The organism is Aeromonas sp. 62-46 (assembly GCF_001898585.1).
Lineage (GTDB): Bacteria > Pseudomonadota > Gammaproteobacteria > Enterobacterales > Aeromonadaceae > Aeromonas > Aeromonas caviae.
In genome coordinates, this window is sequence record NZ_MKUI01000023.1 from 176321 (window position 1) to 199666 (window position 23346).

The 23346-nt window shown below is 61.9% G+C and carries 22 protein-coding genes and 1 riboswitch; of the genes, 12 read left to right on the plus strand and 10 right to left on the minus strand.

All coding sequences use genetic code 11. The features are described from left to right. Positions 1-12: 12 nt before the first annotated feature. Together bamC and dapA are read right to left on the minus strand one after the other, a co-directional pair. Complete coding sequence (gene bamC / locus BGO64_RS09110; RefSeq protein ID WP_029313833.1) at positions 13-1131, minus strand: NlpB/DapX family lipoprotein; 1119 nt, start codon at positions 1129-1131, stop codon at positions 13-15. Then, entirely contained in the window at positions 1124-2011 is an 888-nt protein-coding gene (gene dapA, locus BGO64_RS09115; RefSeq protein WP_029313831.1) for a 4-hydroxy-tetrahydrodipicolinate synthase, read from the minus strand. Before dapA ends, bamC begins: the two co-directional genes overlap by 8 nt. Before the next feature lie 188 nt (positions 2012-2199). Between dapA and BGO64_RS09120 the strand changes: the two genes are divergently transcribed. From BGO64_RS09120 to BGO64_RS09130, 3 genes are all read left to right on the plus strand, one after another. After that, on the plus strand, positions 2200-2733 hold the full coding sequence (locus BGO64_RS09120) for a glycine cleavage system transcriptional repressor (RefSeq protein WP_010673166.1): 534 nt from the start codon (positions 2200-2202) through the stop codon (positions 2731-2733). Between the two features lie 23 nt (positions 2734-2756). Beyond that, positions 2757-3221, plus strand: coding sequence for a thioredoxin-dependent thiol peroxidase (gene bcp / locus BGO64_RS09125; RefSeq protein WP_010673165.1), 465 nt, complete (start codon positions 2757-2759; stop codon positions 3219-3221). Positions 3222-3416: 195 nt separating this feature from the next. Next, a complete protein-coding gene (locus BGO64_RS09130) occupies positions 3417-3917 on the plus strand; it encodes a YfbU family protein (protein WP_039040945.1) in 501 nt (166 codons plus the stop codon). A gap of 52 nt (positions 3918-3969) precedes the next feature. Here BGO64_RS09130 and yfbV read toward each other — a convergent pair whose 3' ends face one another. Then, the gene (gene yfbV / locus BGO64_RS09135; RefSeq protein WP_043152530.1) at positions 3970-4410 is read right to left on the minus strand and encodes a terminus macrodomain insulation protein YfbV; all 441 of its coding nucleotides are present in this window, start codon (positions 4408-4410) and stop codon (positions 3970-3972) included. A 301-nt stretch (positions 4411-4711) separates the two neighbouring features. Between yfbV and BGO64_RS09140 the strand changes: the two genes are divergently transcribed. Both BGO64_RS09140 and pta read left to right on the plus strand, forming a co-directional pair. After that, positions 4712-5914 (plus strand): acetate kinase, encoded by a 1203-nt coding sequence (locus tag BGO64_RS09140; RefSeq protein WP_010673162.1) that lies wholly within the window; start codon positions 4712-4714, stop codon positions 5912-5914. 70 nt (positions 5915-5984) lie between these two features. After that, the gene (gene pta, locus BGO64_RS09145; RefSeq protein WP_128342029.1) at positions 5985-8138 is read left to right on the plus strand and encodes a phosphate acetyltransferase; all 2154 of its coding nucleotides are present in this window, start codon (positions 5985-5987) and stop codon (positions 8136-8138) included. Between the two features lie 477 nt (positions 8139-8615). On the opposite strand, the gene ilvN is transcribed toward pta, so the two are convergent. From ilvN to BGO64_RS09175, 6 genes are all read right to left on the minus strand, one after another. After that, positions 8616-9110, minus strand: coding sequence for an acetolactate synthase small subunit (gene ilvN / locus BGO64_RS09150; protein WP_010673160.1), 495 nt, complete (start codon positions 9108-9110; stop codon positions 8616-8618). After that, a complete protein-coding gene (locus tag BGO64_RS09155; RefSeq protein ID WP_010673159.1) occupies positions 9110-10828 on the minus strand; it encodes an acetolactate synthase 3 large subunit in 1719 nt (572 codons plus the stop codon). The genes ilvN and BGO64_RS09155 overlap by 1 nt, the downstream gene beginning before the upstream one ends. 390 nt (positions 10829-11218) lie before the next feature. Beyond that, entirely contained in the window at positions 11219-11371 is a 153-nt protein-coding gene (locus BGO64_RS09160) for a hypothetical protein (RefSeq protein WP_010673158.1), read from the minus strand. Between the two features lie 35 nt (positions 11372-11406). After that, the gene (locus tag BGO64_RS09165; protein WP_029313827.1) at positions 11407-12516 is read right to left on the minus strand and encodes an MJ1255/VC2487 family glycosyltransferase; all 1110 of its coding nucleotides are present in this window, start codon (positions 12514-12516) and stop codon (positions 11407-11409) included. Further along, on the minus strand, positions 12513-13016 hold the full coding sequence (locus BGO64_RS09170) for a phosphatase PAP2 family protein (protein ID WP_010673156.1): 504 nt from the start codon (positions 13014-13016) through the stop codon (positions 12513-12515). The genes BGO64_RS09165 and BGO64_RS09170 overlap by 4 nt, the downstream gene beginning before the upstream one ends. Positions 13017-13140: 124 nt before the next feature. Next, the gene (locus BGO64_RS09175; protein ID WP_286700534.1) at positions 13141-13764 is read right to left on the minus strand and encodes a TetR/AcrR family transcriptional regulator; all 624 of its coding nucleotides are present in this window, start codon (positions 13762-13764) and stop codon (positions 13141-13143) included. Between the two features lie 405 nt (positions 13765-14169). On the opposite strand from BGO64_RS09175, the gene leuA reads away from it, so the two are divergent. The 5 genes from leuA (at position 14170) to BGO64_RS09200 (ending at position 20017) form a co-directional block, all read left to right on the plus strand. Further along, on the plus strand, positions 14170-15732 hold the full coding sequence (gene leuA, locus BGO64_RS09180) for a 2-isopropylmalate synthase (protein WP_010673154.1): 1563 nt from the start codon (positions 14170-14172) through the stop codon (positions 15730-15732). A 111-nt stretch (positions 15733-15843) separates the two neighbouring features. Further along, positions 15844-16929, plus strand: coding sequence for a 3-isopropylmalate dehydrogenase (gene leuB, locus BGO64_RS09185; protein ID WP_041211114.1), 1086 nt, complete (start codon positions 15844-15846; stop codon positions 16927-16929). A gap of 32 nt (positions 16930-16961) precedes the next feature. Further along, positions 16962-18359: a 3-isopropylmalate dehydratase large subunit gene (gene leuC, locus BGO64_RS09190; RefSeq protein WP_286700535.1), complete on the plus strand. Its 1398-nt coding sequence runs from the start codon at positions 16962-16964 to the stop codon at positions 18357-18359. A 16-nt stretch (positions 18360-18375) separates the two neighbouring features. Further along, positions 18376-18975, plus strand: a complete 600-nt coding sequence (gene leuD, locus BGO64_RS09195) for a 3-isopropylmalate dehydratase small subunit (protein ID WP_039041180.1) — start codon at positions 18376-18378, stop codon at positions 18973-18975. A gap of 112 nt (positions 18976-19087) precedes the next feature. Continuing rightward, a complete protein-coding gene (locus BGO64_RS09200; RefSeq protein WP_286700536.1) occupies positions 19088-20017 on the plus strand; it encodes a transglutaminase-like domain-containing protein in 930 nt (309 codons plus the stop codon). Between the two features lie 51 nt (positions 20018-20068). Here BGO64_RS09200 and BGO64_RS09205 read toward each other — a convergent pair whose 3' ends face one another. Continuing rightward, entirely contained in the window at positions 20069-20359 is a 291-nt protein-coding gene (locus BGO64_RS09205; protein ID WP_010673149.1) for a PilZ domain-containing protein, read from the minus strand. Between the two features lie 91 nt (positions 20360-20450). Next, positions 20451-20541: riboswitch (TPP riboswitch) on the plus strand. Between the two features lie 83 nt (positions 20542-20624). On the opposite strand from BGO64_RS09205, the gene thiB reads away from it, so the two are divergent. Both thiB and thiP read left to right on the plus strand, forming a co-directional pair. Next, the gene (thiB, locus tag BGO64_RS09210) at positions 20625-21605 is read left to right on the plus strand and encodes a thiamine ABC transporter substrate binding subunit (protein ID WP_201925387.1); all 981 of its coding nucleotides are present in this window, start codon (positions 20625-20627) and stop codon (positions 21603-21605) included. Beyond that, a complete protein-coding gene (gene thiP, locus BGO64_RS09215) occupies positions 21581-23209 on the plus strand; it encodes a thiamine/thiamine pyrophosphate ABC transporter permease (RefSeq protein WP_042016674.1) in 1629 nt (542 codons plus the stop codon). The genes thiB and thiP overlap by 25 nt, the downstream gene beginning before the upstream one ends. Positions 23210-23346 lie beyond the last annotated feature (137 nt).

Sequence of the window (23346 nt, forward strand, 5' to 3'; positions counted from 1 at the left end):
CTGTTTCCATGCTTACTTCGCCCCCTGATCGGCCAAGCCCTTGGCAAAGGCCTCGGACAGGCTGATGTACATCTGGGAGATGACACCGGATGCGACAGGCTTCTTGTCCTTGTCGAACAGGGTGATGGAGGTCTTGCCGCCCGTCATCTCGCCGAGCTGGAAGCGATACTTGTCTTCCTCGAGCTTGAAGGGTTCCGCTCCCTTGGCCTTCCAGAACTCGCTGTCCGGCTCATCGTATTCCACGTCGATCCAGCCCAGGGACTGCTGGGTATCCTTGATGGTGAAACCATAGGCAGGCAGCACCTGATTGAGGCGGCGCCACACCTGGTCAAACGACCCTTCGGCAATCCAGGCGCTCAGCTCGTTGTTGTCCAGACCCAGCTCCAGCCCCATGCCATCGCTGGACTTGTGCTGTTCACGGGCCTTGAGCTGCTTGTCGTAATAGAGGGAGAACTGGTTCAGGGCGCGGGTAGCATAACGCTGGGCGTCCGCCGGCGTCAGCACAGTGCTGGTCTCGCCGTCGATGGTCTCTTCGTGATCCAGCACCCGTACCGACATTTTGATGGCGTGGCGCTGCACATCGTTGCGCAGGGTGAACTGGTAACGCTGACGGATCTTGAAGTCATCGTCATCTTCCGCCCAGCCATCGAGCACCGCTGAGTTGTCAAACCAGCCGGTCTGCAAGACGCCGTCCTGTTGATCCAGCTTCTCGGTGGTGACCTTGTGTTCGGCTAGGAAGTTCATCAGGAAGGCCCAGGTATCGCGCTCCACGCTCTGGGAGGTGCTGAGGGCATAGAAGGCGACGGTCGGCTCGCTGGCATTGGCCACCACCTGGCTGCCGGGCACCACGGTGAGCAACTGGGCAGGCGGACGCACGTCCACCTTGGCCCCGAGGGCGCCCTCACGGCTGCTCTCGGGCAGGGCCGGAATGTCGAAATTGCTGTTAAAGGCGGGGGTACTCAACCCGGCGGGCACAAGGAAGGCGCGGCCTTCGAGGCGGCTCTCTTCATACTCGAAGCCACGGTTGGCCATTTTGCGTTCCTGGGGTGAGCTGCAGGCAGCCAGCACGGCCACCGTCGCGACACTCAGTACCAGGCGCACTGCATTTCCCTTTCCATTTGCTTTAAACACTCGCCATCAACTCCGCAGTCGTCAGTGCTCGCGCCATCGCCGCTTCCCCCTCGGGGGTGAGATCGGTCAGGGGCAGACGCAAGGTCGCCGTCGCCATCAATCCCAGCCGGGCACAGGCCCATTTCACCGGGATGGGACTCGGTTCACAGAACAGAGTCTGATGCAACGGCATCAATCGATTGTTGATGTCATGAGCCTGCCCGGCATCACCGGCCAGGGCAGCACGACACATGTCGGCCATCTGGGGCGCCGCAATATTGGTGGTGACCGAAATGACACCATCGCCCCCTTGCAGCATAAAATCACATCCGCTGGCGTCATCGCCACTATAAAGCGCAAAATCCGGCCCGCACAGTTCGCGCAGCAGCGGGGTACGGCCAAGATCGCCAGTCGCTTCTTTCAAACCTATGATGCCGGGCACCTTGGCCAGACGGGCCACCGTCTCGGGTTTGAGGTCACAGCAGGTGCGACCGGGCACATTATAGAGAATTTGAGGCAGACCACTAGCCTCGGCGATCGCACAATAGTGACGATAGAGGCCTTCCTGGGTGGGTTTGTTGTAATAGGGGGTAACCGAGAGACCCGCCACCACGCCCATGGTGGCGAAACGCCGGGAGAGGGCGATGGCATGAGCAGTATTGTTGGAGCCGCAGCCCGCGATGACGGGAATGCGTCCGGCGGCGTATTCCACCGTCTTCTCAACCACGGCGATATGTTCCTGCTCGCTCAGGGTGACCGACTCTCCCGTGGTTCCCACGGCGACAATAGCGCTGGTCCCGGCATCCACATGATATTCCACCAGCGCTGCCAGACTGACCCAATCGATGTCGCCCGAGGGCAGCATGGGGGTAACGAGCGCAACAATACTACCGCGTAACATGGATAATTCTCCCGATTTTCAGGGGCGTAATGGTAAAGCTGCCCCTTTTGAAAAACAAGGGAGGCAGGGGACAAGCCGTGTTACCATCCGGCACAAAACGTATGAATGCACGAGCGCACAAGAGGCCTCACGGCAGGGTGCCGGCCCCCGCGGTCAACGCATTCTCAATAATGGACGAGAGACGATTTATGACTCACTACCTGGTCGTAACGGCCATCGGCACGGACAGGCCTGGCATCGTCAATGAGGTGACCCGTCACGTCAGTGGCTGCGGTTGCAACATTGTCGACAGCCGTCTTGGCATCTTCGGCAACGAATTCACCTTCATCATGCTCCTGTCCGGTGACTGGAACAGCCTGATGCAACTGGAAATCAGCCTCCCACTGCGCAGCCAGGAGTGGGATCTCATCACCATGATGAAACGCACCGAGCGCCACCACTCCCTGCAATATGACATCAGCGCCAGCGCAGAGGTGCTGATCCGGGATCAGCCGGGCATCGTAAGTCAGTGCACCCAGTTCTTCAGCGATCACGGCTGGGACATCCAGGCCATGCAGACCATCACCCTGGAACAGCAGCCCTTCAACCTGCTCAAGGCGAACTTTCAGTTGAATCTCTCCAAGCAGGGAGAAGAGCCCGGCTCGAAGACAGCCTTCGCCGATTTCTGTCGTGGACTGGGCGCCGAGTCGTTCGAATTCATCGTCAATCACAAGTACGCCTGACGGCGTTTATCCGAGGAGACCCCATGTCACCACTAGAAGCTGGTACCCAGGCCCCCGATTTCTCCCTCTCCGATCAGGACGGCAATCAGGTTCGCCTCGCCGACCTGCGCGGCAAGAAGGTGCTGATCTATTTCTACCCCAAGGCGATGACCCCGGGTTGCACCACCCAGGCCTGCGGTCTGCGCGACGTCAATAGCGAGCTGGCTGCCCTCAATGTGGTGGTGCTCGGCATCAGCCCGGACAGCGCCAAGCGCCTGAAAAAGTTCGAGGAGCGCGACAACCTCAACTTCCGCCTGCTGGCCGATGAGGATCACGCGGTGGCCGATGCCTTTGGCGTCTGGGGCCCGAAGAAGTTCATGGGCAAGGAGTATGACGGCATTCATCGCCTGAGTTTCCTCATCGACGAAGAGGGCAAGGTTGCCCATCGCTTCGACAAGTTCAAGACCAGCGATCACCATCAGGTGGTGCTCGACCTCGTCAAGGGGTAAGCCACCAGCGGCATTGTTGCAGGGCTCGCCATGGCGGGCCCTGCTCGTTTCACCACGGCATCAGCCCCCCACTCTCTGGCGGCTCACCAGAGCGCCTCTCCCCCCTTTTCTCGCCAACCTCCCCTCTCAGATCAAAAAATTCATCCTGGATATGGGTTAACGTGACCCCAGATTCATTTTCCAGCGAGACAGCCCATGAACATGAGCCACACCGAACGCCTGATCCTGAGCAACCAGTACGAGATCCTGGCCAAACTCAATCCGGAAAAGGCGGCGTTTTACCAGCGTGCCAGCACCATCGTCGAGCGCGGCTACTGCCTGCAGATCCTCGAGCTGGAGAAGAGCTTCGGCCATCTGGATCTCGCCACCTGCCAGGAGGTGCTGGACACCCTGGAGCTGCACCATGCACTGGCTATCTCCTGGGGCAACCTGGATGCCAGCGCCCGGGCCGATGTCAACGAGAGCCGCCTTGCCTTCAACGGCTACAGCCGCAGCCAGGAGCGGGAACTGGCGGATTACGTCTGCTTCCTGCTGGAAGTGGACAAGCGCTTCCCCGAACTGCCCTGCCCCTGCGACGAGCTCTCCAGCGACATCGCCATGCGGGACAAGTACCAGCGCATGCTGGCGGTCTGGCGTCAGTGCCCCCGTCAGTACAAGCTCTCCATCCAGGAGATCAGCAAGGTGCTGGCCGCCTGAATGTGAAAAAGGCGCCTGAGGGCGCCTTTGTCGTCAGTCTGACTCCGGAAAGTCATTCGTAGAGGAAGGATTTGTCCAGCTGCTTGAAGGCGGCGTTGAGGGTATCGGCCAGCTCTTCGTAGCGGGGATGGGCCACCAGCTGACGTTGACCGCCCTGCTCGTTCATCTTGCCGTTTATCTCCCGATACCAGGTGGCGAGGGAGGGGGGCAGCCGGGTATCGGCGCGCTGGCCGAGCCAGTAGTACCCTTGCAGCGGCAGGCTGAGCAGGAAGAGCACGGACGCCATCACGGAGGGCCAGTAATGAAGCTCGCCAAACTGGAACTGCACCATGACGCTGAGCACCGCCAGTGCCGGGATCACCTTGAGGGCGAATTCGGTGGCCTTGATCACCCGATTCTCCGGGAACATGGAATTAAGCTCGGGACGGCGCGGCCAAAGAGTCATATAATGACGGCCTTGCTGTAATTTAGTTCCAAAAATGTTCATGCTCATGCTACCTCCGAGCTCTTTTCGAACGCATTAACGGCAAAACCTCGACAATATTTGAGAGGCAATAACAAAGGTTGAGGATGACTTTGTTATTTTTCAACAATCAGGTTATCCTTTGTACGCCCATTTTTACGCTGGGGCACGGCCACTGACCAGTCAGGGACGTCTGAATTTCGGGTCTTGTATCACTATACAAGGGGCAAGCAACAGATTGCCAACCCTCATAAGGATAAGTTGATAGTTTTTGGACGCACCGCGTCCGGCGCATCCTCCAACCCAACCCAATCTGCGATAGGATTTATTCATGAGTAAGCTGGTTCTTGTTCTTAACTGTGGCAGCTCGTCCCTGAAGTTTGCTGTCATTGACGCAACCACCGGTGATGACCTGCTGTCCGGCCTGGCCGAATGCTTCAACCTCGACGACGCCCGCATCAAGTGGAAGCTGAACGGCGAGAAAGGCAACGCTGATCTGGGTGCCGGTGCCGCTCACCAGGAAGCGCTGGACTTCATCGTTCACAAGATCCTGCCGCTCAACCCGGAACTGTCCAAGAACCTGATCGCCATCGGCCACCGCGTGGTACACGGCGGCGAGCGTTTCACCTCCTCCGTTCGCATCTGTGATGACGTCATTGCCGGCATCGAAGCCGCCATTCCTTACGCACCGCTGCACAACCCGGCTCACCTGATCGGTATCCGTGCCGCCCTGAAGGTCTTCCCGGAACTGGCCGAGAAGAACGTCGCCGTGTTCGACACCGCCTTCCACCAGACCATGCCGGAAGAAGCCTTCCTGTACGCCCTGCCGTACAAGCTCTACAAAGAGAACGGCATCCGTCGCTACGGCGCCCACGGCACCAGCCACTACTACATCAGCCTGGAAGCGGCCAAGCAGCTGAACAAGCCGGTGGAAGAGCTCAACATCATCAACTGCCACCTGGGCAACGGCGGCTCCGTCTGCGCCATCAAGAACGGCCAGTCCGTCGACACCTCCATGGGCCTGACCCCGCTGGAAGGCCTGGTGATGGGTACCCGTTCCGGTGACATCGATCCGGCTATCATCTTCTTCCTGCACGACAAGCTGGGCATGAGCGTTGCCGAGATCAACACCATGCTGACCAAGGAATCCGGCCTGCAGGGTCTGACCGAAGTCACCTCCGACTGCCGTTTCGTTGAAGACAACTACGACAGCAAGGAAGAAGCCAAGCGCGCCATGGACGTGTACTGCTACCGTCTGGCCAAGTACATCGGTGCCTACGCCGCCGCCATGGACGGTCGTCTGGATGCCGTGGTCTTCACCGGCGGCATCGGCGAGAACTCCGCCCCGATCCGTGAGATCACCCTGAACAAGCTGGGCCTGCTGGGCTTTGACGTCGACCACGACGCCAACCTGAAGGCTCGCTTCGGCAAGGGCGGCGAGATCACCAAGGCTGGTTCCACCAAGGCCCTGGTTATCCCGACCAACGAAGAGTGGGTCATCGCCCACGACGCGCTGGAACTGGTCGGCGCATAAATTAGCTGTAGAGCAAGGCCGCCCCAGGGCGGCCTTTTCCTGATCCCAAAAAATGAACAAGGGGTAATAAGTGGCACGCACTATTATGCTCATCCCGGTCGGCACTGGTGTCGGCGTAACCTCCGTGAGCCTTGGCGTCGTTCGCGCCATGGAACGTCACGGTGTCAATGTCAGCTTCTTCAAACCGGTTGCCCAGCCGCGTCCGGGTGAAACCGGTACCGAGCGCTCCACCGCCGTGATCCGCGCCGCTGCCAACATCAACCCGCCCGAGCCGTTCGCCCTCTCCTACGCCGAGAACATGATCACCTCCAGCAACACCGACATCCTGCTGGAAGAGATCGTGGCCCGCTTCGAAGAGCACGTGAAGACCAGCGGTGCCGAAGTGGTGGTGATCGAGGGCCTGGTGCCGACCGACAAGCAACCCTTTGCCAACAAGCTGAACTACGACGTCGCCAAGGCGCTGGACGCCGACATGGTGTTCGTGACCCATCCGGGCAACGACTCCAGCCAGAAGCTCAAAGAGCGCATCGAGCTGGCCTGCTCCAACTTCGGTGGCGTCAACAACCCGCGTATCGTGGGCTGCGTCATCAACAAGGTGGGTGCCCCGGTTGACGAGCACGGCGTGACCCGTCCCGACCTGACCGAGATGTTCGAAGCGCACCACCACGGTGCCGATACCGGCCACAACCTGGAAGTGCTGCAAGTCTTCGGCAAGAGCCCGCTGCGCATCCTCGGCTGCATCCCCTGGAACACCCAGCTGATCGCACCGCGCGCCAAGGATCTCGCCAAGCACCTTGCCGCCAAGATCATCAACAAGGGTGAGCTGGAAAGCCGCCGCCTGCAGACCGTGACCTTCTGTGCCCGCTCCATCCACAACATGATCGAGCACTTCCGTCCAGGCAGCCTGCTGGTGACTTCCGGCGACCGCTCCGACGTCATCGTCTCCGCCTGCCTCTCCGCCATGAACGGCGTCAAGCTGGGTGCCCTGCTGCTGACCGGCAACTACCACCCGGAACCCCAGGTGATGGCCCTGTGCCAACAGGCCATGGCCACCGGTCTGCCGATCATGATCACCGGCACCAACACCTGGCAGACCGCCGTCAGCCTGCAAAACTTCAACGTCGACATCCCGGAAGATGACCGCGAGCGTATCGAGCTGGTACAGGACTACGTTGCTGGTCACATCGACAAGCACTGGATCGAGTCTCTCTCCGCCAAGTCCACCCGCTCCCGTCGCCTGAGCCCGCCAGCCTTCCGCTATCAGCTGACCGAGCTGGCCCGTCAGGCCAACAAGCGCGTCGTGCTGCCGGAAGGGGAAGAGCCGCGCACCATCAAGGCGGCCGCCATCTGTGCCGAGCGCGGTATCGCCCGTCCGGTGCTGCTGGGCAACCCGGAAGAGATCCGCCGCGTCGCTGAACAGCAGGGCGTAGTACTGACCGACCGCGTCGAGATCATCGATCCGGTTGCCGTGCGCGAGCGCTATGTGGCTCGTCTGGTCGAGCTGCGCAAGAGCAAGGGCATGACCGAAGTGGTTGCCCGCGAGCAGCTGGAAGACAACGTGGTACTGGGTACCATGATGCTGGAGCGCAATGAAGTTGACGGTCTGGTATCCGGCGCAGTGCACACTACTGCCAACACCATCCGTCCGCCGATGCAGATCATCAAGACCGCTCCGGGCTCTTCCCTGATCTCCTCCATCTTCTTCATGCTGCTGCCGGACCAGGTACTGGTCTACGGTGACTGCGCCATCAACCCGGATCCCACCGCCGAGCAACTGGCCGAGATCGCCATCCAGTCCGCCGACTCCGCTGCCGCCTTCGGCATCGAGCCGCGCGTGGCCATGATCTCCTACTCCACCGGCACCTCCGGCGCCGGCGCGGATGTGGAGAAAGTGCGTGAAGCGACCGAGCTGGCCAAGGCCAAGCGTCCCGACCTCATCATCGACGGCCCGCTGCAGTACGATGCGGCCATCATGGAGAACGTCGCCAAGTCCAAGGCACCGAACTCCCCGGTTGCCGGCAAGGCCACCGTGTTCGTGTTCCCGGATCTGAACACCGGCAACACCACCTACAAGGCGGTACAGCGCTCCGCCGAGCTGGTCTCCATCGGCCCCATGCTGCAAGGCATGCGCAAGCCGGTCAACGACCTCTCCCGTGGCGCCCTGGTGGACGACATCGTCTACACCATCGCCCTGACCGGCATCCAGGCAGCCCAGGCCGAGTAATCGACCCGCAGTCCGATGCAATGAAAAACCCGCCGAGAGGCGGGTTTTTTTATGGCTCGCGCCCAGAAATGTTGATCCGCAAGATCAGATCGGGATCCCGTCCGGATCCACGGACAGATCCGCGTTCCGCCCTTGGCAAGGCACGAGGGATAAGCAAACGCTCACACCCTCGCCAGGGGATTGCACAAATGCGATCCAGCCAGGATCAAATTGAAATATCCCTTTAAGATCATGAGACTAACGCCAGACACACCGCTAATCTACAGAGTTTTCCACAGCTTTTGTGGATAGTTTACCGATCATTTGAAAGAAAATGACAGGTGAAGGCCCTCCCTTCCCCCTTCTCTTTCACCCCCTCGATAGCCCCCTGATGCTGTGGCCTGCATCCCTACCGGCCCCCCACTTGCCCGCAACGCTGCCAGACACGAAAAAGGGCTCCGAAGAGCCCTTGAACAGCTATTTTCACATCCGGCCACATCAGGGACGCAGGGATTTGTCCGCCCGGGAGATGCCGCAGACACCGGAGCGCACCACTTCGATGATCTCGTTGGTCTGGGCAGCCGTCTTGATGAAGGCGTCCAGCTTTTCGCTGGTCCCGACGAGCTGCACCGTGTAGAGCTCGGGGGTGACGTCGACGATCTGGCCACGGAAGATGTCCGCCAGCCGCTTCAGTTCGTCACGGGCACCACCGGCGGCGCGCGCCTTGACCAGCGCGATCTCCCGCTCGATGTGCTCACCCTCGCTCAGGTCACACACCTTGAGCACGTCCACCAGCTTGTGCAGCTGCTTCTGGATCTGCTCCAGCACCCGCTCATCCCCCATGGTGACGATAGTCATGCGGGACAGGGTGGGATCCTCGGTAGGGGCCACCGTCAGGGTCTCGATGTTGTAGCCGCGCTGGGAGAAGAGGCCCACCACACGGCTCAGGGCACCGGATTCGTTCTCCAGCAGAACGGAAATTATATGTCTCATCAGGTTCTCTCCGTCTTGCTCAGCCACATCTCGTCCATGGCGCCAAATTTGATCTGCATCGGATAGACGTGCTCGTCCGGATCGACCGAGATGTCCATGAACACCAGTCTGTCCTTCATGGCAAAGGCCTTCTCCATGGCGCTCTCCAGCTCCGCCGGATCGCTCACCGCGATGCCGACGTGGCCATAGGCTTCCGCCAGCTTGACGAAGTCAGGCAGGGATTCCATGTAGGAGTGGCTGTGGCGGCCACCGTAGAACATCTTCTGCCACTGCTTGACCATGCCCAGCGCACGGTTGTTGATGGAGATGATCTTGATGGGCACCCCGTACTGCATGCAGGTAGAGAGCTCCTGGATGTTCATCTGCACCGAGCCGTCGCCGGTGACGCAGCAGACCACGGCTTCCGGGTTGGCAAACTGGGCGCCCATGGCGGCGGGAATGCCAAAGCCCATGGTGCCGAGACCGCCGGAGTTGATCCACTGGCGCGGTTTGGCAAACGGGTAGTAGAGGGCGGCAAACATCTGGTGCTGACCCACGTCGGAGGCGACGAACGCCTCCCCCTTGGTCACCTTGTAGAGAGTCTCGATGACCTGCTGCGGCTTGATCAGGGTGGGATGGGTCTCGTAGGCCAGGCAGTTGCGGGAGCGCCACTGGTTGATCTGCTCCCACCAGTCCGCCAGCGCCTGCTTGTCGTTGTCAAAGCCGCACTCGCGGATCACTTCCAGCATCTGTTCCAGCACGGTTTCCACCGAGCCGACGATGGGCACATGGGCCTGTACCGTCTTGGAGATGGAGGTGGGGTCGATGTCGATGTGGACTATGGTAGCGTTGGGGCAGAACTTGGCTACGTTGTTGGTCACGCGATCATCGAAGCGGGCACCCACTGCGAAGATGAGATCCGCGTTGTGCATGCTCTTGTTCGCTTCGAAGGTACCGTGCATCCCCAACATACCGATAAACTGCGGATGGGTGCCGGAGAAGGCGCCCAGCCCCATGAGCGTGGTAGTCACCGGCAGGTTCAGCAGCTCCGCCAGCTTGGTCACCAGGTGATCCGCATTGGCGTTGATGGCGCCGCCACCCACGTACATGACCGGGCGACTCGCCTCGGTCAGCAGCTTGGCAGCCCGCTTGATCTGGCCCTTGTGTCCGGCCTTGGTCGGATTGTAGGAGCGCAGGGAAACGGACTCGGGATACTGATAGGGGAACTTCTCTTTCGGATTCTGCACGTCTTTGGGCAGATCCACCACCACGGGCCCCGGGCGGCCACTAGCGGCAATGTAATAGGCCTTCTTGATGGCCTCGGGAATGTCGCTGGCTTTCTTGCACAGGAAGCTGTGCTTCACCACCGGGCGGGAGATGCCGATCATGTCGGTCTCCTGGAACGCATCCTCCCCGATCATGCTGGTCGGCACCTGGCCGGACAGGATCACCAGGGGAATGGAATCCATGTAGGCGGTGGCGATCCCCGTGATGCAGTTGGTGGCGCCGGGACCCGAGGTCACCAGCACAGTGCCCACCTTGCCGGTGGAGCGGGCGTAACCGTCCGCCATGTGCACTGCGGCCTGCTCATGCCGCACCAGGACATGCTCCATCTTGCCGTTTTCGAAGAGAGCGTCATAGATGTCGAGCACTGAGCCACCAGGGTAGCCGAAAACGTGTTCCACTCCCTGATCTTCCAGCGCTCTAACCACCATCTGGGCGCCTGATAACATCTCCATGATAAAGCCCTCCAGGCTTTGCTCCGTTAAGCGAAAGCTATCGACAGTCCGCTGCTTCCCGGCAGCGCCGATCCGAGTCTTGTTGTTGTCTGCAGGCAGATCAGGCGAGTTCGGAGCCGTCGATAGTAGAAAAATAGGGGTTTTCCATCATTCACCCGAAAAGCGGGTGAAAAACCAACTTAACCCGCCCGTGAACGCTTGTCCACGGCTTTGTCTGGCCATAACAGTCATAAATTTCAAACAGCTATTAACATTCAGTGACTTGGCCACCAGACGGGCAACAAAGAGGGGCCCTGGGGGGAACAACCAGCGGATCATGCTGCCCGCGTCGGTCAGGAACAAAATAAACGGCCCACCCCGAGGGGGTGGGCCGTCAAAAACTGGCTGGTTTCACTGCTCGTCTTCGGGTTCTGCCAGCCAGATCTGCTGATCCGGATCCGTCTCTTCGCAGACCGAAATGCTGACACCCATGTCGAGCAGCTCATGCAGGGTGAGATTGTCTGCCAGAGTCATGGTGTCGCCGTTTTCATTGGTAAAGCGCATGGTGTCCGTCCTCTCCGTGGTGGGATCGACTCAGTTTAGTCAAAGGCGCTGAGTTGGGATAACCAGGGACGCTCCTGGCCGGTGCGGCTGGCAAGCTCCCCCAGGCTGTCACACACCTCCTCCGGAAAGAGAGTCCTGCCCCAGAGGCGGCGGGAGAGCGCCCCCACCTCCTCCCCGGCCCCGGCCAGCAACCAGTCGGCCAGCTCTCCTGCCACATCGGGATAGCGTACCCTGCCAGGAGAAGGGGCCTCCAGCCAGCTTCGCACCGCATTGGCATCCAGGCTGTCCATCAACTGGGCCAGCCCCATCAGTTCCAGGGTCCTGCCGTTGGTCAACTGCTCGAACTGGCCACCCAGGGGTTTGACCAGCAGCTTCTTGCCAAGGGAGAGCGCCTCGGAGGCAAGCTCGAATCCCGCATTGCTGATGACCCCGCGACAACCGGCCAGCGCCAGCTTGAACCCCTCTCTGGCCTGAGGTTCAAAGCGGATGTTGCGCCACTCGCTACGCTTGCGCACCTCGGGATGGAAGCAGATGAACGACTGCGTGCTGAAACGCGACAACAGGGCCGCGATCGTCTCTGTCTGCTCGAATGGCAGATAGACCAGGATCTGCTGGTTGTCCGGCACCGGCTCAAGGGGATCGACGATGGGAGGCAGCAGGGGCTGGCCGAAATGGAACCAGTGCAGCCCCAGGGACTGGCGTACCGGCGCAAAATGGCGCATCAGCTGACGGTTGAAGCCGCTCTCCCCCCAGCGCGGGATCGGCCAGTCGAAGCTCGCCTGATGGCTGATGGTGAGGCTGGGTTTGCCCCAGCGGCGAGCTGCATGGGCACTGAGCGGCTCGAAGTCGCTGATGACCAGATCGTACTCGCGACAATCGAGGGCACGCAGATCTTGCCAGAAACGCAGGGGAGAGAGTCCCTTGAGGGTGCGCCAGCCCGAGATGCGCCCCTGATGGCTGGCGAAAGTGATACCGGGGAAGGTGCGATAATCCCCGAACTCCCCCATCTCGAAGTAGCCGTCGGCGGCGCGCCCGCTGAACAGATAGTCCACCGCCACGCCCCTGCTCTTCAATGCGCGCGCCAGGGTCCGGCTACGACTGATGTGGCCGTTGCCGGTCCCCTGAACGCCGAACAGTATCCTCATCCCTGGCTCCAACCCAGCGCCCAGAGGGCGCAACCACCGCCAAGCAGCGCCCCGGCCACCAGATCACTCAGATAATGTACCCCGAGCAGCAGGCGGGACGCCCCCACCAGCGCGGCCCAGACAAACAGCAGCGGTGCCCAGAGCGGGAAACTGGCGGCCACTACGGTCGCCATCAGAAAGGCGGCCGCAGTATGGCCAGAGGGCAGGCTGTAACGATCCGACGGGGTGATGAAGACAGGCAGCCCTGCCGGGCGCTGGCGTTTGAGGGCATTCTTGAGCAGCAGGTAGAGCGGCAACTCGAGGGCAAACGCCCAGAGCGCCACCCTGACCGCCTCCTGCCCGGCGCTCCCCTGCCACCAGAGCAGGCAGGCCGCCACGGCATAGAGGGGGCCGTCACCGGTACGGGAGACAAGCCGGCTTATCCTGGCCTGCGGCTGATTGTAGGGGTGGAGCAGGCAGACACGGCACACCCGCAGGTCCCATTGCTGGATCTTGTTCATCACGGCCCTCCCTTGCATCCTGAGTGCAGACTAGGAGGGCGGCATGACACTTCGTTGACGCCCAGATAACAGATTGATGAAAAAAAGGCCCAGGGGCCCTTTTTCATCCGTCATCCCGAAAAAGTCAGTTCAGGGCACCGCGCAGGCCGTTTTCCATCAGGCGGCAGTTGTGGGCCGCGAGGCGGCTCATGAAGTGCTCGTCCACCGTCAGACCAAACACCTGTTCGTAGAGATCCTTCATCACGAACGGCTGCCACATCATGCTGAGGAAGGAGATCTTCAGCATCTCGGGGTCCAGGGTGTCCGCCAGCTGGCCGTTGGAACGCATGGATTCGAGCAGGGCATCGAACTGGGGAAGTTGGCGATCCAGCAGGCGGCTCAGAACAAAATCACGCCCCGGGCTCTTTTCAGTGGACAATGCGCTGGAGATGGCGGAGGTCAGCTCGCTGTTGGGCGCCATCACCTGATAGTAGGTATTGAGCAGATCGGTCAGGCTGCGGTTGCTGCTCTCGTCGTGCCAGACTTGCTCGAGGGGCTCGGCCACATCCCCCAGCACCGCCTTGTAGAGGCCTTCCTTGCTGCCGAAGTAGTAGTGGATCATCGCCAGATTGGAGCCTGCCAGCTCGGCAATCTCGCGGGTCGTCACCTTGCTGTAGGGGGTGTTGAGAAAACGTTCGCGTGCGGCGGCAAGCAGCTTGTCACGAATGTCGGAACGTCCGACTGGACGGCCAGGTCTGCGTTTTTCCATGGAATACCTCAGATAATTCAGCAAGGGCTGATAAGTCGATCTGATTGTGCGGGTGATCGAGTACAGCAGGAATGACCAGATAATCAGGCATGAACCGAATATGGGACAAGAGAATTTGCACTCCTTTACAATCCGATTAAATAAACCAGTGGATTGAACCTGTCCATTCCGGTTGACACAGCATAAAAATCTCGTTATTGGTAGTAGCGTTATCGACTGGAAGGATTGAGACATCATGCGTATTGCCGCTCCGCTACTACTGCTCTCCCTAATCGCGACTCCTCGCGCGGGATCCTTGTAGCCGGGCTAAGGCATAGCCGGAATTTACAGAAACCCGTGCACCCCGCACGGGTTTTTTTATGCCATGCAGGATGCACGCAGCGAACTTAGGAAGAGGGAAGTCACATGTCAGATCGGGTCATCATATTCGACACCACCTTGCGTGATGGTGAGCAGGCGCTGTCGGCCAGCTTGACGGTCAAGGAGAAGCTGCAGATCGCCCAGGCGCTGGAGCGGCTCGGTGTCGATATCATGGAAGTGGGTTTCCCCGTCTCCTCCCCCGGCGATTTTCAATCGGTTCAGACCATCGCCCGCCACATCAAGAACAGCCGGGTCTGCGCCCTGGCTCGCGCCCTGCAAAAAGACATCGATGCCGCCGGCGAAGCCTTGAAAGTGGCAGAGGCGTTTCGCATCCATACCTTCATCTCCACCTCCTCCATCCACGTGGAGAGCAAGCTGAAAAAGAGCTTCGAAGACGTGCTGGAGATGGGGGTCGGCGCCATCAAGCACGCCTTGCGCTACACCGATGACGTGGAGTTCTCCTGCGAAGATGCGGGCCGCACCCCGATAGACAACCTGTGCCGCATGGTGGAAGCCGCCATCAAGGCCGGCGCCCGCACCATCAATATCCCGGATACCGTGGGCTACACGGTGCCGACCGAATTTTCCGGCATCATCCACACCCTGTTCAACCGGGTACCCAACATCGACAAGGCCATCATCTCGGTGCACTGCCACGACGATCTGGGCCTCTCGGTGGCCAACTCCATCAGTGCCGTGCAGATGGGGGCCCGCCAGATCGAGTGCACCATCAACGGCATCGGCGAGCGTGCTGGCAACTGCTCCCTGGAAGAGGTCGCGATGATCCTGAAAACCCGCGCCGACCTGCTCGGGGTACACACCAACATCCGCCACAGCGAGATCCATCGGACCAGCACCCTCGTCAGTCAAATCTGCAATATGCCGGTGCAGCCCAACAAGGCCATCGTCGGCGCCAACGCCTTCTCCCACAGCTCAGGCATCCATCAGGATGGCGTGCTCAAGGCGAAGAACACCTATGAAATCATCACCCCCGAGAGCATCGGTCTCACCCAGAACAACCTCAACATGACCTCCCGCTCCGGCCGCCACGTCATCAAGCACCGGATGGAGTCCATGGGCTACGCCGAGAGCAGCTACGACCTCGACGATCTCTACGCCAAGTTCCTCACCCTGGCCGACAAGAAGGGCCAGGTGTTCGACTACGACCTGGAGGCCCTCGCCTTCTTCAGCCAGATCCACGAGGAGCCCGAGCACTTCAAGCTGGAGTACCTCGGCGTGCAGAGCGGCAGCTCGGTGCTCGCCACCGCCTCGGTCAAGCTCAAGGTAGGCCAGGATCTGGTGTGCGAGGCCGCCACCGGCAACGGCCCTGTGGACGCGGTCTACCAGTGCATCAACCGCATCACCGGCTACGAGATCCGCATCGACAAATACGAACTCAAGGGCAAGGGCGAGGGCAAGAACGCCCTCGGCCAGGTGGACATCGTCGCCGAGTACAAGGGGCGCAAGTTCCACGGCATGGGGCTGGCCACCGACATCATCGAATCCTCGGCCCAGGCCCTGGTCCACGTGATCAACAGTATCTGGCGCGCGGATCAGGTGGCCGAGCAGATGGAGCGCAACCACACCATCAAATCGGAAACAGTCTGAGCCCGCCGCCGGACAAGATGACAGCATGACATGGGGAGGACCGGGGCCAGGGCAGTGGCCCGGACCGGCCTCCCGGATGAAACGGAATCACACTATCAAGACGGAGAGAGTATGAGCAGTTATCGGATCGCAGTATTGCCGGGTGACGGCATTGGCCCGGAAGTGATGGCAGAGGCCATCAAGGTACTGGAAAAGGTGCAGACCAAATTCGGCTTCTCCCTCGACTATGACCGTCACGACGTCGGCGGCATCGCCATCGACAACCACGGCACACCGCTGCCCCAGAGCACGATCAAAGGCTGCGAAGCGGCCGATGCGGTGCTGTTCGGATCGGTAGGTGGCCCCAAGTGGGAACACCTGCCGCCCAACGATCAGCCGGAACGCGGTGCCCTGCTGCCCCTGCGTGCCCACTTCAAACTGTTCTGCAACCTGCGCCCGGCCCGCATCTACACCGGTCTGGAGCAGTTCTCCCCGCTGCGTGCCGACATCTCCGATCGCGGTTTTGACATCGCCTGCGTGCGCGAGCTGACCGGCGGCATCTATTTCGGCCAGCCCAAGGGGCGCGAGGGGGAAGGCGCCACCGAGAAGGCCTTCGACACCGAGGTGTACCACCGCTTCGAGATCGAGCGCATCGCCAAGATAGCGTTTGAATCGGCCCGGGTGCGCAAGGCCAGGGTCACCTCCATCGACAAGGCCAACGTGCTCGCCTCCTCCATCCTGTGGCGCGAGGTGGTGACCGAGGTCGCCAAGTCCTACCCGGATGTGGCCCTGAACCACATGTACATCGACAACGCCACCATGCAGCTCATCAAGGATCCGTCCCAGTTCGACGTGCTGCTCTGCTCCAACCTGTTCGGTGACATCCTCTCCGACGAGTGCGCCATGATCACCGGCTCCATGGGCCTGCTCCCCTCCGCCAGCCTCAACGAATCCGGCTTCGGTCTGTTCGAGCCGGCCGGTGGCTCGGCCCCGGATATCGCCGGCAAGGGGATTGCGAATCCCATCGCCCAGATCCTCTCCGCCGCCCTGATGCTGCGTTACAGTCTCGGCCAGGAAGCCGCCGCCCAGGCCATCGAGCAGGCTGTGGCCCAGACCCTGGCAGAAGGCTATTTCACCGCCGACCTGCATCAGGCCAGCGCCACGCACCCGGTGCAGAGCACGGCCGACATGGGCAGCCAGATCGCCGCGCGCATCTGATCCCACGGCATCGATAACAAGGAAACCGAGCAATGTCCAAGACCCTCTATCAGAAAGTGTTCGACGCCCACGTGGTGCGGGAAGTGGAAGGGGAAACCCCTCTCATCTACATCGACCGTCATCTGGTGCATGAAGTGACCAGCCCCCAGGCATTCGACGGCCTGCGCGCCATGAACCGCCAGCTGCGTCGCCCGGATCTGACCTGGGCCACCATGGATCACAACGTCTCCACCACCACCAAGGACATCGCCGCCTCCGGCGAGATGGCCCGCATCCAGATGGAAACGCTCGCCGCCAACTGCCAGGCGTTCGGGGTTCGTCTCTATGACTTGAACCACAAGTACCAGGGTATCGTCCACGTGATGGGCCCGGAGCTCGGCATCACATTGCCCGGCACCACCATCGTCTGCGGTGACTCCCACACCGCCACCCACGGCGCCTTCGGGTCGCTCGCGTTCGGTATCGGCACCTCCGAAGTGGAACACGTGATGGCCACCCAGACCCTGAAACAGGGCCGCGCCAGGACCATGCGTATCTCTGTCAACGGCAAGCTGGCCGCAGGCATCAGCGCCAAAGACGTGGTGCTCGCCATCATCGGCAAGGTGGGTCATGCAGGCGGGACCGGCTACGTGGTGGAGTTCGCCGGTGAAGCCATCGAGGGGCTCACCATGGAAGGGCGCATGACGGTGTGCAACATGGCCATCGAGCTCGGCGCCAAAGCGGGTATGATTGCCCCCGACCAGACCACCATCGACTACATCCGTGGCAAGGAGTTCGCTCCCAAGGGGGAAGCGCTGGAACAGGCCATCGCCTACTGGCTGACCCTCAAAAGCGACGAAGGTGCCCACTTCGACGCCGAAGTGGTGCTCGACGCCGCCGACATCGCCCCGCAGGTCACCTGGGGCACCAACCCGGGCCAGGTCATTGCCGTCAATGAGCCCATCCCTGCACCGGAATCCTTCGCCGATCCGGTGGAGCAGCAGTCCGCCCGCAAGGCCCTCGCCTACATGGACCTGCAACCGGGCCAGAAGCTCTCCGACGTGGCCATCGACAAGGTGTTCATCGGTTCGTGCACCAACAGCCGCATCGAGGATCTGCGCGCTGCCGCCGCCATCGCCCGTGGCCGCAAGGTCGCCGCAGGGGTACAGGCCCTGGTGGTGCCGGGCTCCGAGCAGGTGAAGGCCCAGGCCGAGGCCGAGGGGCTGGACAAGATCTTCATCGAGGCAGGCTTTGAGTGGCGTTTGCCCGGCTGCTCCATGTGTCTGGCCATGAACAACGACCGGCTGCAACCGGGGGAGCGCTGCGCATCCACCAGCAACCGCAACTTCGAGGGGCGTCAGGGTCGTGCCGGTCGCACCCACCTGGTGAGCCCGGCCATGGCCGCCGCCGCCGCCATCACCGGCCACTTCGCCGACATTCGCGCGCTGTAACGACAAGGAGAACATGATGACAGGTTTCAAACAGCATAAAGGGATCGTCGTTCCCCTCGACAGCGCCAACGTCGACACCGACGCCATCATTCCCAAGCAGTTTCTGCAGAAGGTGAACCGCATCGGCTTTGGCAAGCACCTGTTCCACGACTGGCGCTTCCTGGACGATGCAGGGGAACAGCCCAACCCGGAGTTCGTACTGAACAAACCGCAATTCGCTGGTGCCAGCATCCTGCTGGCCCGCGAGAACTTCGGCTGCGGCTCGAGTCGCGAGCACGCCCCCTGGGCGCTGGCGGACTACGGCTTCAAGACCATGATCGCCCCGAGCTTTGCCGACATCTTCTACGGCAACGCCATCAACAACGGCATGGTGCCGGTTCGTCTGAAAGAGGAGGAGGTCGACGCCCTGTTCCAGCTGGTCGCCGCCCAGCCGGGCATCGAGATCGAAGTGGATCTGGAGGCTAACCAGGTGCGTGCAGGCAGCCTCACGTTCGGCTTCGAAATCGACGAGTTCCGTCGCTACTGTCTGCTCAACGGGCTGGATGCCATCGGTCTGACCCTGCAGCACGAGGCCGCCATCAGCGCCTTCGAGGCGAAGCAGCCAAGCTGGATTTGACGAGCCAGCGACAAGAAAGCGAGTAGAATCAACAGGGAGCCGAGGCTCCCTGTTTTATTGTCGGGTCGCTGTACAAAGCCCGCCACCTCTGCATGTCCGACAGGAGACACCTATGTCCGCAAGGGGCGCCCTTTCATTGCTCTGCCTGCTGCTCAGCCTCCCGGCCCTGGGCGGGCAGACCTCTTTCACCAACAGTGGCGGTCAGCTCAACGTCGGCTGGCAGGACAGGGAGGGCAAGGCGCAGCAGCTCAGCTACCGGCTGGAGGCGGGCAAGCTGCCCCCTCTCATCGCTTACCGTCCGGCCAGGATGCAGGAAGACGTACTGCAAAGCCTGCTGCAACAGGCCCCCCTGGCGTTCCCCGAGGTGCAGTTCTCCCTCGTTCGCCCCGCCATGAGCCTCAGCATCAAGAGCCGCAACGCCGACAAGGCGCGGGAAGCCTCCCAATGGGTCAAGCCCGAGCAGGCCAAACTGGAGGCCGCCTGGCTCACGCTGCACTACTTCCAGCCCTTCACTGCCCCCGACGGCGCTCCCGCCATCAAGCAGGATCATGTGCGCATCGCCCTGGAGAGCCGGGACGAACTGGCCCCGTTGATGGAGCAGCTCAAGCAGGAAGGGGCCACCGAGACCGAGGCGCGCCAGAAGACGGTGGCCCACATGCTCGACTTCATCCAGGCCATCCCCTATCAACTGCTCGACAGCCAGTCGGGCCGCTCTGGCAAGGGGTTTCTGAGCCCGCGCCAGGTGCTGGAGCAGAACCGGGGGGATTGCGACAGCAAGGTGACCCTGATGGCCGCCCTGCTGGCCCAGGGGTATCCCGATCTCAAGCAGGCCATGGTGTTCGTGCCGGGACACGCCCTGCTGGGGGTGGCCTTGCCAGCCAAACCGGGGGAAGCCACCTTGAGCCGGGCGGGGGAGACCTACCTCCTGATGGAGCCGACCGGCCCGGCCCAGCTGCCCATGGGCCAGCTCGCGCCCACCAGCAAAACGCTGGTCGACAGCGGCCAGTTGAGCGTACAGCCGGTGCAGGATGAGGGGAAATGAGACAGGCCAGCCCATGGCTGGCCTGTCTCGAGGAGGACGGGCGCCCGGGTCTCAGGTGAGGGAGAGAAACTCCAGCGCCAGCAGGAGACCGTCTTCTTCCTCCAGCACCCGCACGATGCGAGCCTGGGCCTCGAAGGGAGGCAGAAGATTGCTGCTGGTCGCCAGGCTCACCCGGATGGGCTGGGCCAGATCGAACTCGTGCTTGTTCACCTCGACGCCCATGCCGTTGGCGCTGAGATCCCGGCAGACCCCCTCCAGCACCTGCTGATGCTGGAACAGGGTGACGGGGGCATTGATGACCATGCGCTGGAAGGCACGTCTTTCCTTGGTGCTGGTGATCACTGGGGACTTCCTCCTTGGTGGTGGCTCGCACGATGCGGCCCGTGAAACATAGTGCTGGCCTCCCCCCAGGAACGCCAATACAATGCGATGCGTTGCTCAAACGGGGTGCGGTTTACCGCTGAGATTATACCCGTGAACCTGATCCAGATAATGCTGGCGGAGGAATTTGAGGCATGGCGCGCGTTTTTTGTGCCCTCATCCGCCGGCGCTCACCACACGCGAGGTGCCATTGATGAGCACCCCGACATCCACAGGAGTGCCATTGATGAAGACCCTGCTGCTGATCGCCACCAGCCTGCTCTCTGCCCAGGCGTTTGCCGCCGACACCCTCACCGTCTACACCTACGGCTCCTTCGCCGCCGAATGGGGGCCGGGTCCCAAGATCAAGCAGGCCTTCGAGAAGGAGTGCGGCTGCACCCTCAATCTGGTGCCCCTCGAGGATGGCGTCGCCATCCTCAACCGACTGCGGCTGGAAGGCCAGCACAGCAAGGCCGACATGGTGCTGGGGCTGGACGATGCCCTCATCAGCGAGGCCAAGCAGAGCGGCCTGTTCGCCCCCCATTCCACCAGGCTCGATGGTCTCAAGGTACCGGGTGGCTGGCAAGACGACACCTTTGTCCCCTATGACTACGGCTACTTCGCCTTCGTCTATGACAGCAACAAGCTCAAGCAGCCCCCCAAGAGCCTGAAGGAGCTGGTGGCGCGCCCCGATATCAAGGTGATCTATCAGGATCCCCGCACCTCCACCCCGGGTCAGGGCCTGATGCTCTGGATGAAGTCGGTCTACGGGGATGAGGCACCGACCGCCTGGGCGCAACTGGCCAAAAAGACGGTCACCGTCACCAAGGGGTGGTCAGAGGCCTACGGCATGTTCCTCGACGGCGAGGCGGACATGGTGCTCTCCTACACCACCTCCCCCGCCTATCACCTGATTGCCGAGAGCAAACCCCAGTACCGGGCGGCCGCGTTCGAGGAGGGTCACTACCGCCAGGTGGAAGTAGCGGCCAAGCTCAAGGGCGCCACACAGGGCAAACTGGCTGACCAGTTCCTGCAATTCATGGTGAGCCCCGCCTTCCAGAACGAGATCCCCGGCGGCAACTGGATGTATCCGGTGACAGACGTGGTGCTGCCCAAGGGGTTCGAACAGATGATCACCGTAGCTAAGCCGCTCACCTTCAGCGCTGACGAGGTGGCCGCCAACCGCAAGGGGTGGATCCGCGAATGGCTGCAAGCCGTCACCCAGTGAGTTCAGGTCGTCGCACCCTCTGGTGGCTGCCCGGCAGTGCAGCTACCCTGGTCATCCTGCTGCTCTCCATTGGGCCGCTGGTCGCCCTGTTGTGGCAGGCGGGGGCCCTCTCCCCCCGCGCCCTGCTAGGCGATCCCTACCTGCGCCACGTGCTGGGTTTCAGCCTCTGGCAGGCACTGCTCTCCACCCTGCTGAGCCTGGGGCTTGCCATCCCGGTGGCCAGAGCCCTGGCGCGACGCCGTTTCACCGGACGCCGCCTGCTGCTCAAGCTGTTCGGCCTCTCCCTGGTGCTGCCGGTCATCATCGCCATCTTCGGCATGGTGGCGGTGCACGGTCGCCAGGGCTGGCTGCCGCAACTGCTGCACGGCCTGGGCCTGGACCCCGGCAACTACCTCTATGGCCTGTTCGGTATCCTGCTGGCCCATGTCTTCTTCAACATGCCGCTGGCCGCCCGTCTCATTCTGCAGAGCATAGAGAGCATCCCCGAGTCCTCCTGGCGCCTCGCCAGCCAGCTCGGCATGCGCTCCTCCCACATCTTCCGGCTGCTGGAGTGGCCGCTCATCCGCGGCATCTTGCCGGGGCTCGCCAGCCTCATCTTCATGCTCTGCTTCACCAGCTTCACCACAGTGCTGGCGCTCGGGGGCGGCCCCAAGTCCACCACACTGGAGGTGGCTGTCTACCAGGCGCTGCGCTTTGACTTCGATCTCGCCACCGCTGGCGGGCTCGCCCTGGTGCAACTGTTGCTGACCCTGGCCCTGCTCCTGCTGCAACACAAGCTGCAGACCACCCCGGCCAGTCGCCTCACCAGCCGTCGCCCCTGCCTGCGTCCCGACAGACACCAGAAGGGCAGCGCTCTGGTGGATGGCCTGGCCCTGACCATGGGGCTCGCCATCTTCCTGCCGCCCCTGCTGGCCATCGTGGTCGCCGGGTTCAACCCCGGTCTGCTGGCGGCGCTCGGCTCACCCCGGCTGTGGCAGGCAGGGGGGCAGTCCCTGGGCATAGCCCTGGCGGCGGGCTCCCTGGCCACTTTGCTCGGCGCCGGGCTGCTGCTCACCAGCCGCCACCTGAGGGTGCGGGATCGCAAACGGCGGGCCGCCGCCCTGTGGGAGGCCAGCGGTTCCATGATCCTGATGATCCCGGCGGTGGTGCTCTCCACCGGCCTCTTCATCCTGTTCATGCCCTTCACCGACGTCTTTGCCCTGGGCCCCTGGCTGGTGGTGCTGGTCAACGCCCTGATGGCGCTGCCCTATGTGCTGCGCACCCTCTCGGCCCCCATGCAACTGGTGGTGCGCCAGTACGATCGGCTGGCGGACAGCCTGGGGGTGCGCGGCCTGCATCGCCTGCGCCTGGTGGAGTGGCCCCTGCTGCGCCGCCCGCTGGCCCTGGCCATGGCTCTCTCGATGATATTGTCCCTCGGGGATCTCGGGGCCATCGCCATGTTCGGCAGCCAGACCCTCACCACCCTGCCCTGGCTGCTCTATCAGCAGCTCGGTAGCTACCGGCTGACCGAGGCGGCCGCCACCGCCCTGCTGCTGCTCACCCTCTGCTTCTCCCTGTTCTGGCTGGTGGAGCGGGGACTGGGAGGCAGACATGTGGATCACTGATCCCCGGCGGCATTGCCGCCCCCCAGCCCCCAGGATCCGGCCGGGCACGCCCCTGGGGCGCCCCTTGGGGCAGTCACTCACGCTGCCTTTCATCAATTTTTCTTACTTGTTGTTCTATAAAACGACATTCAGGAGCC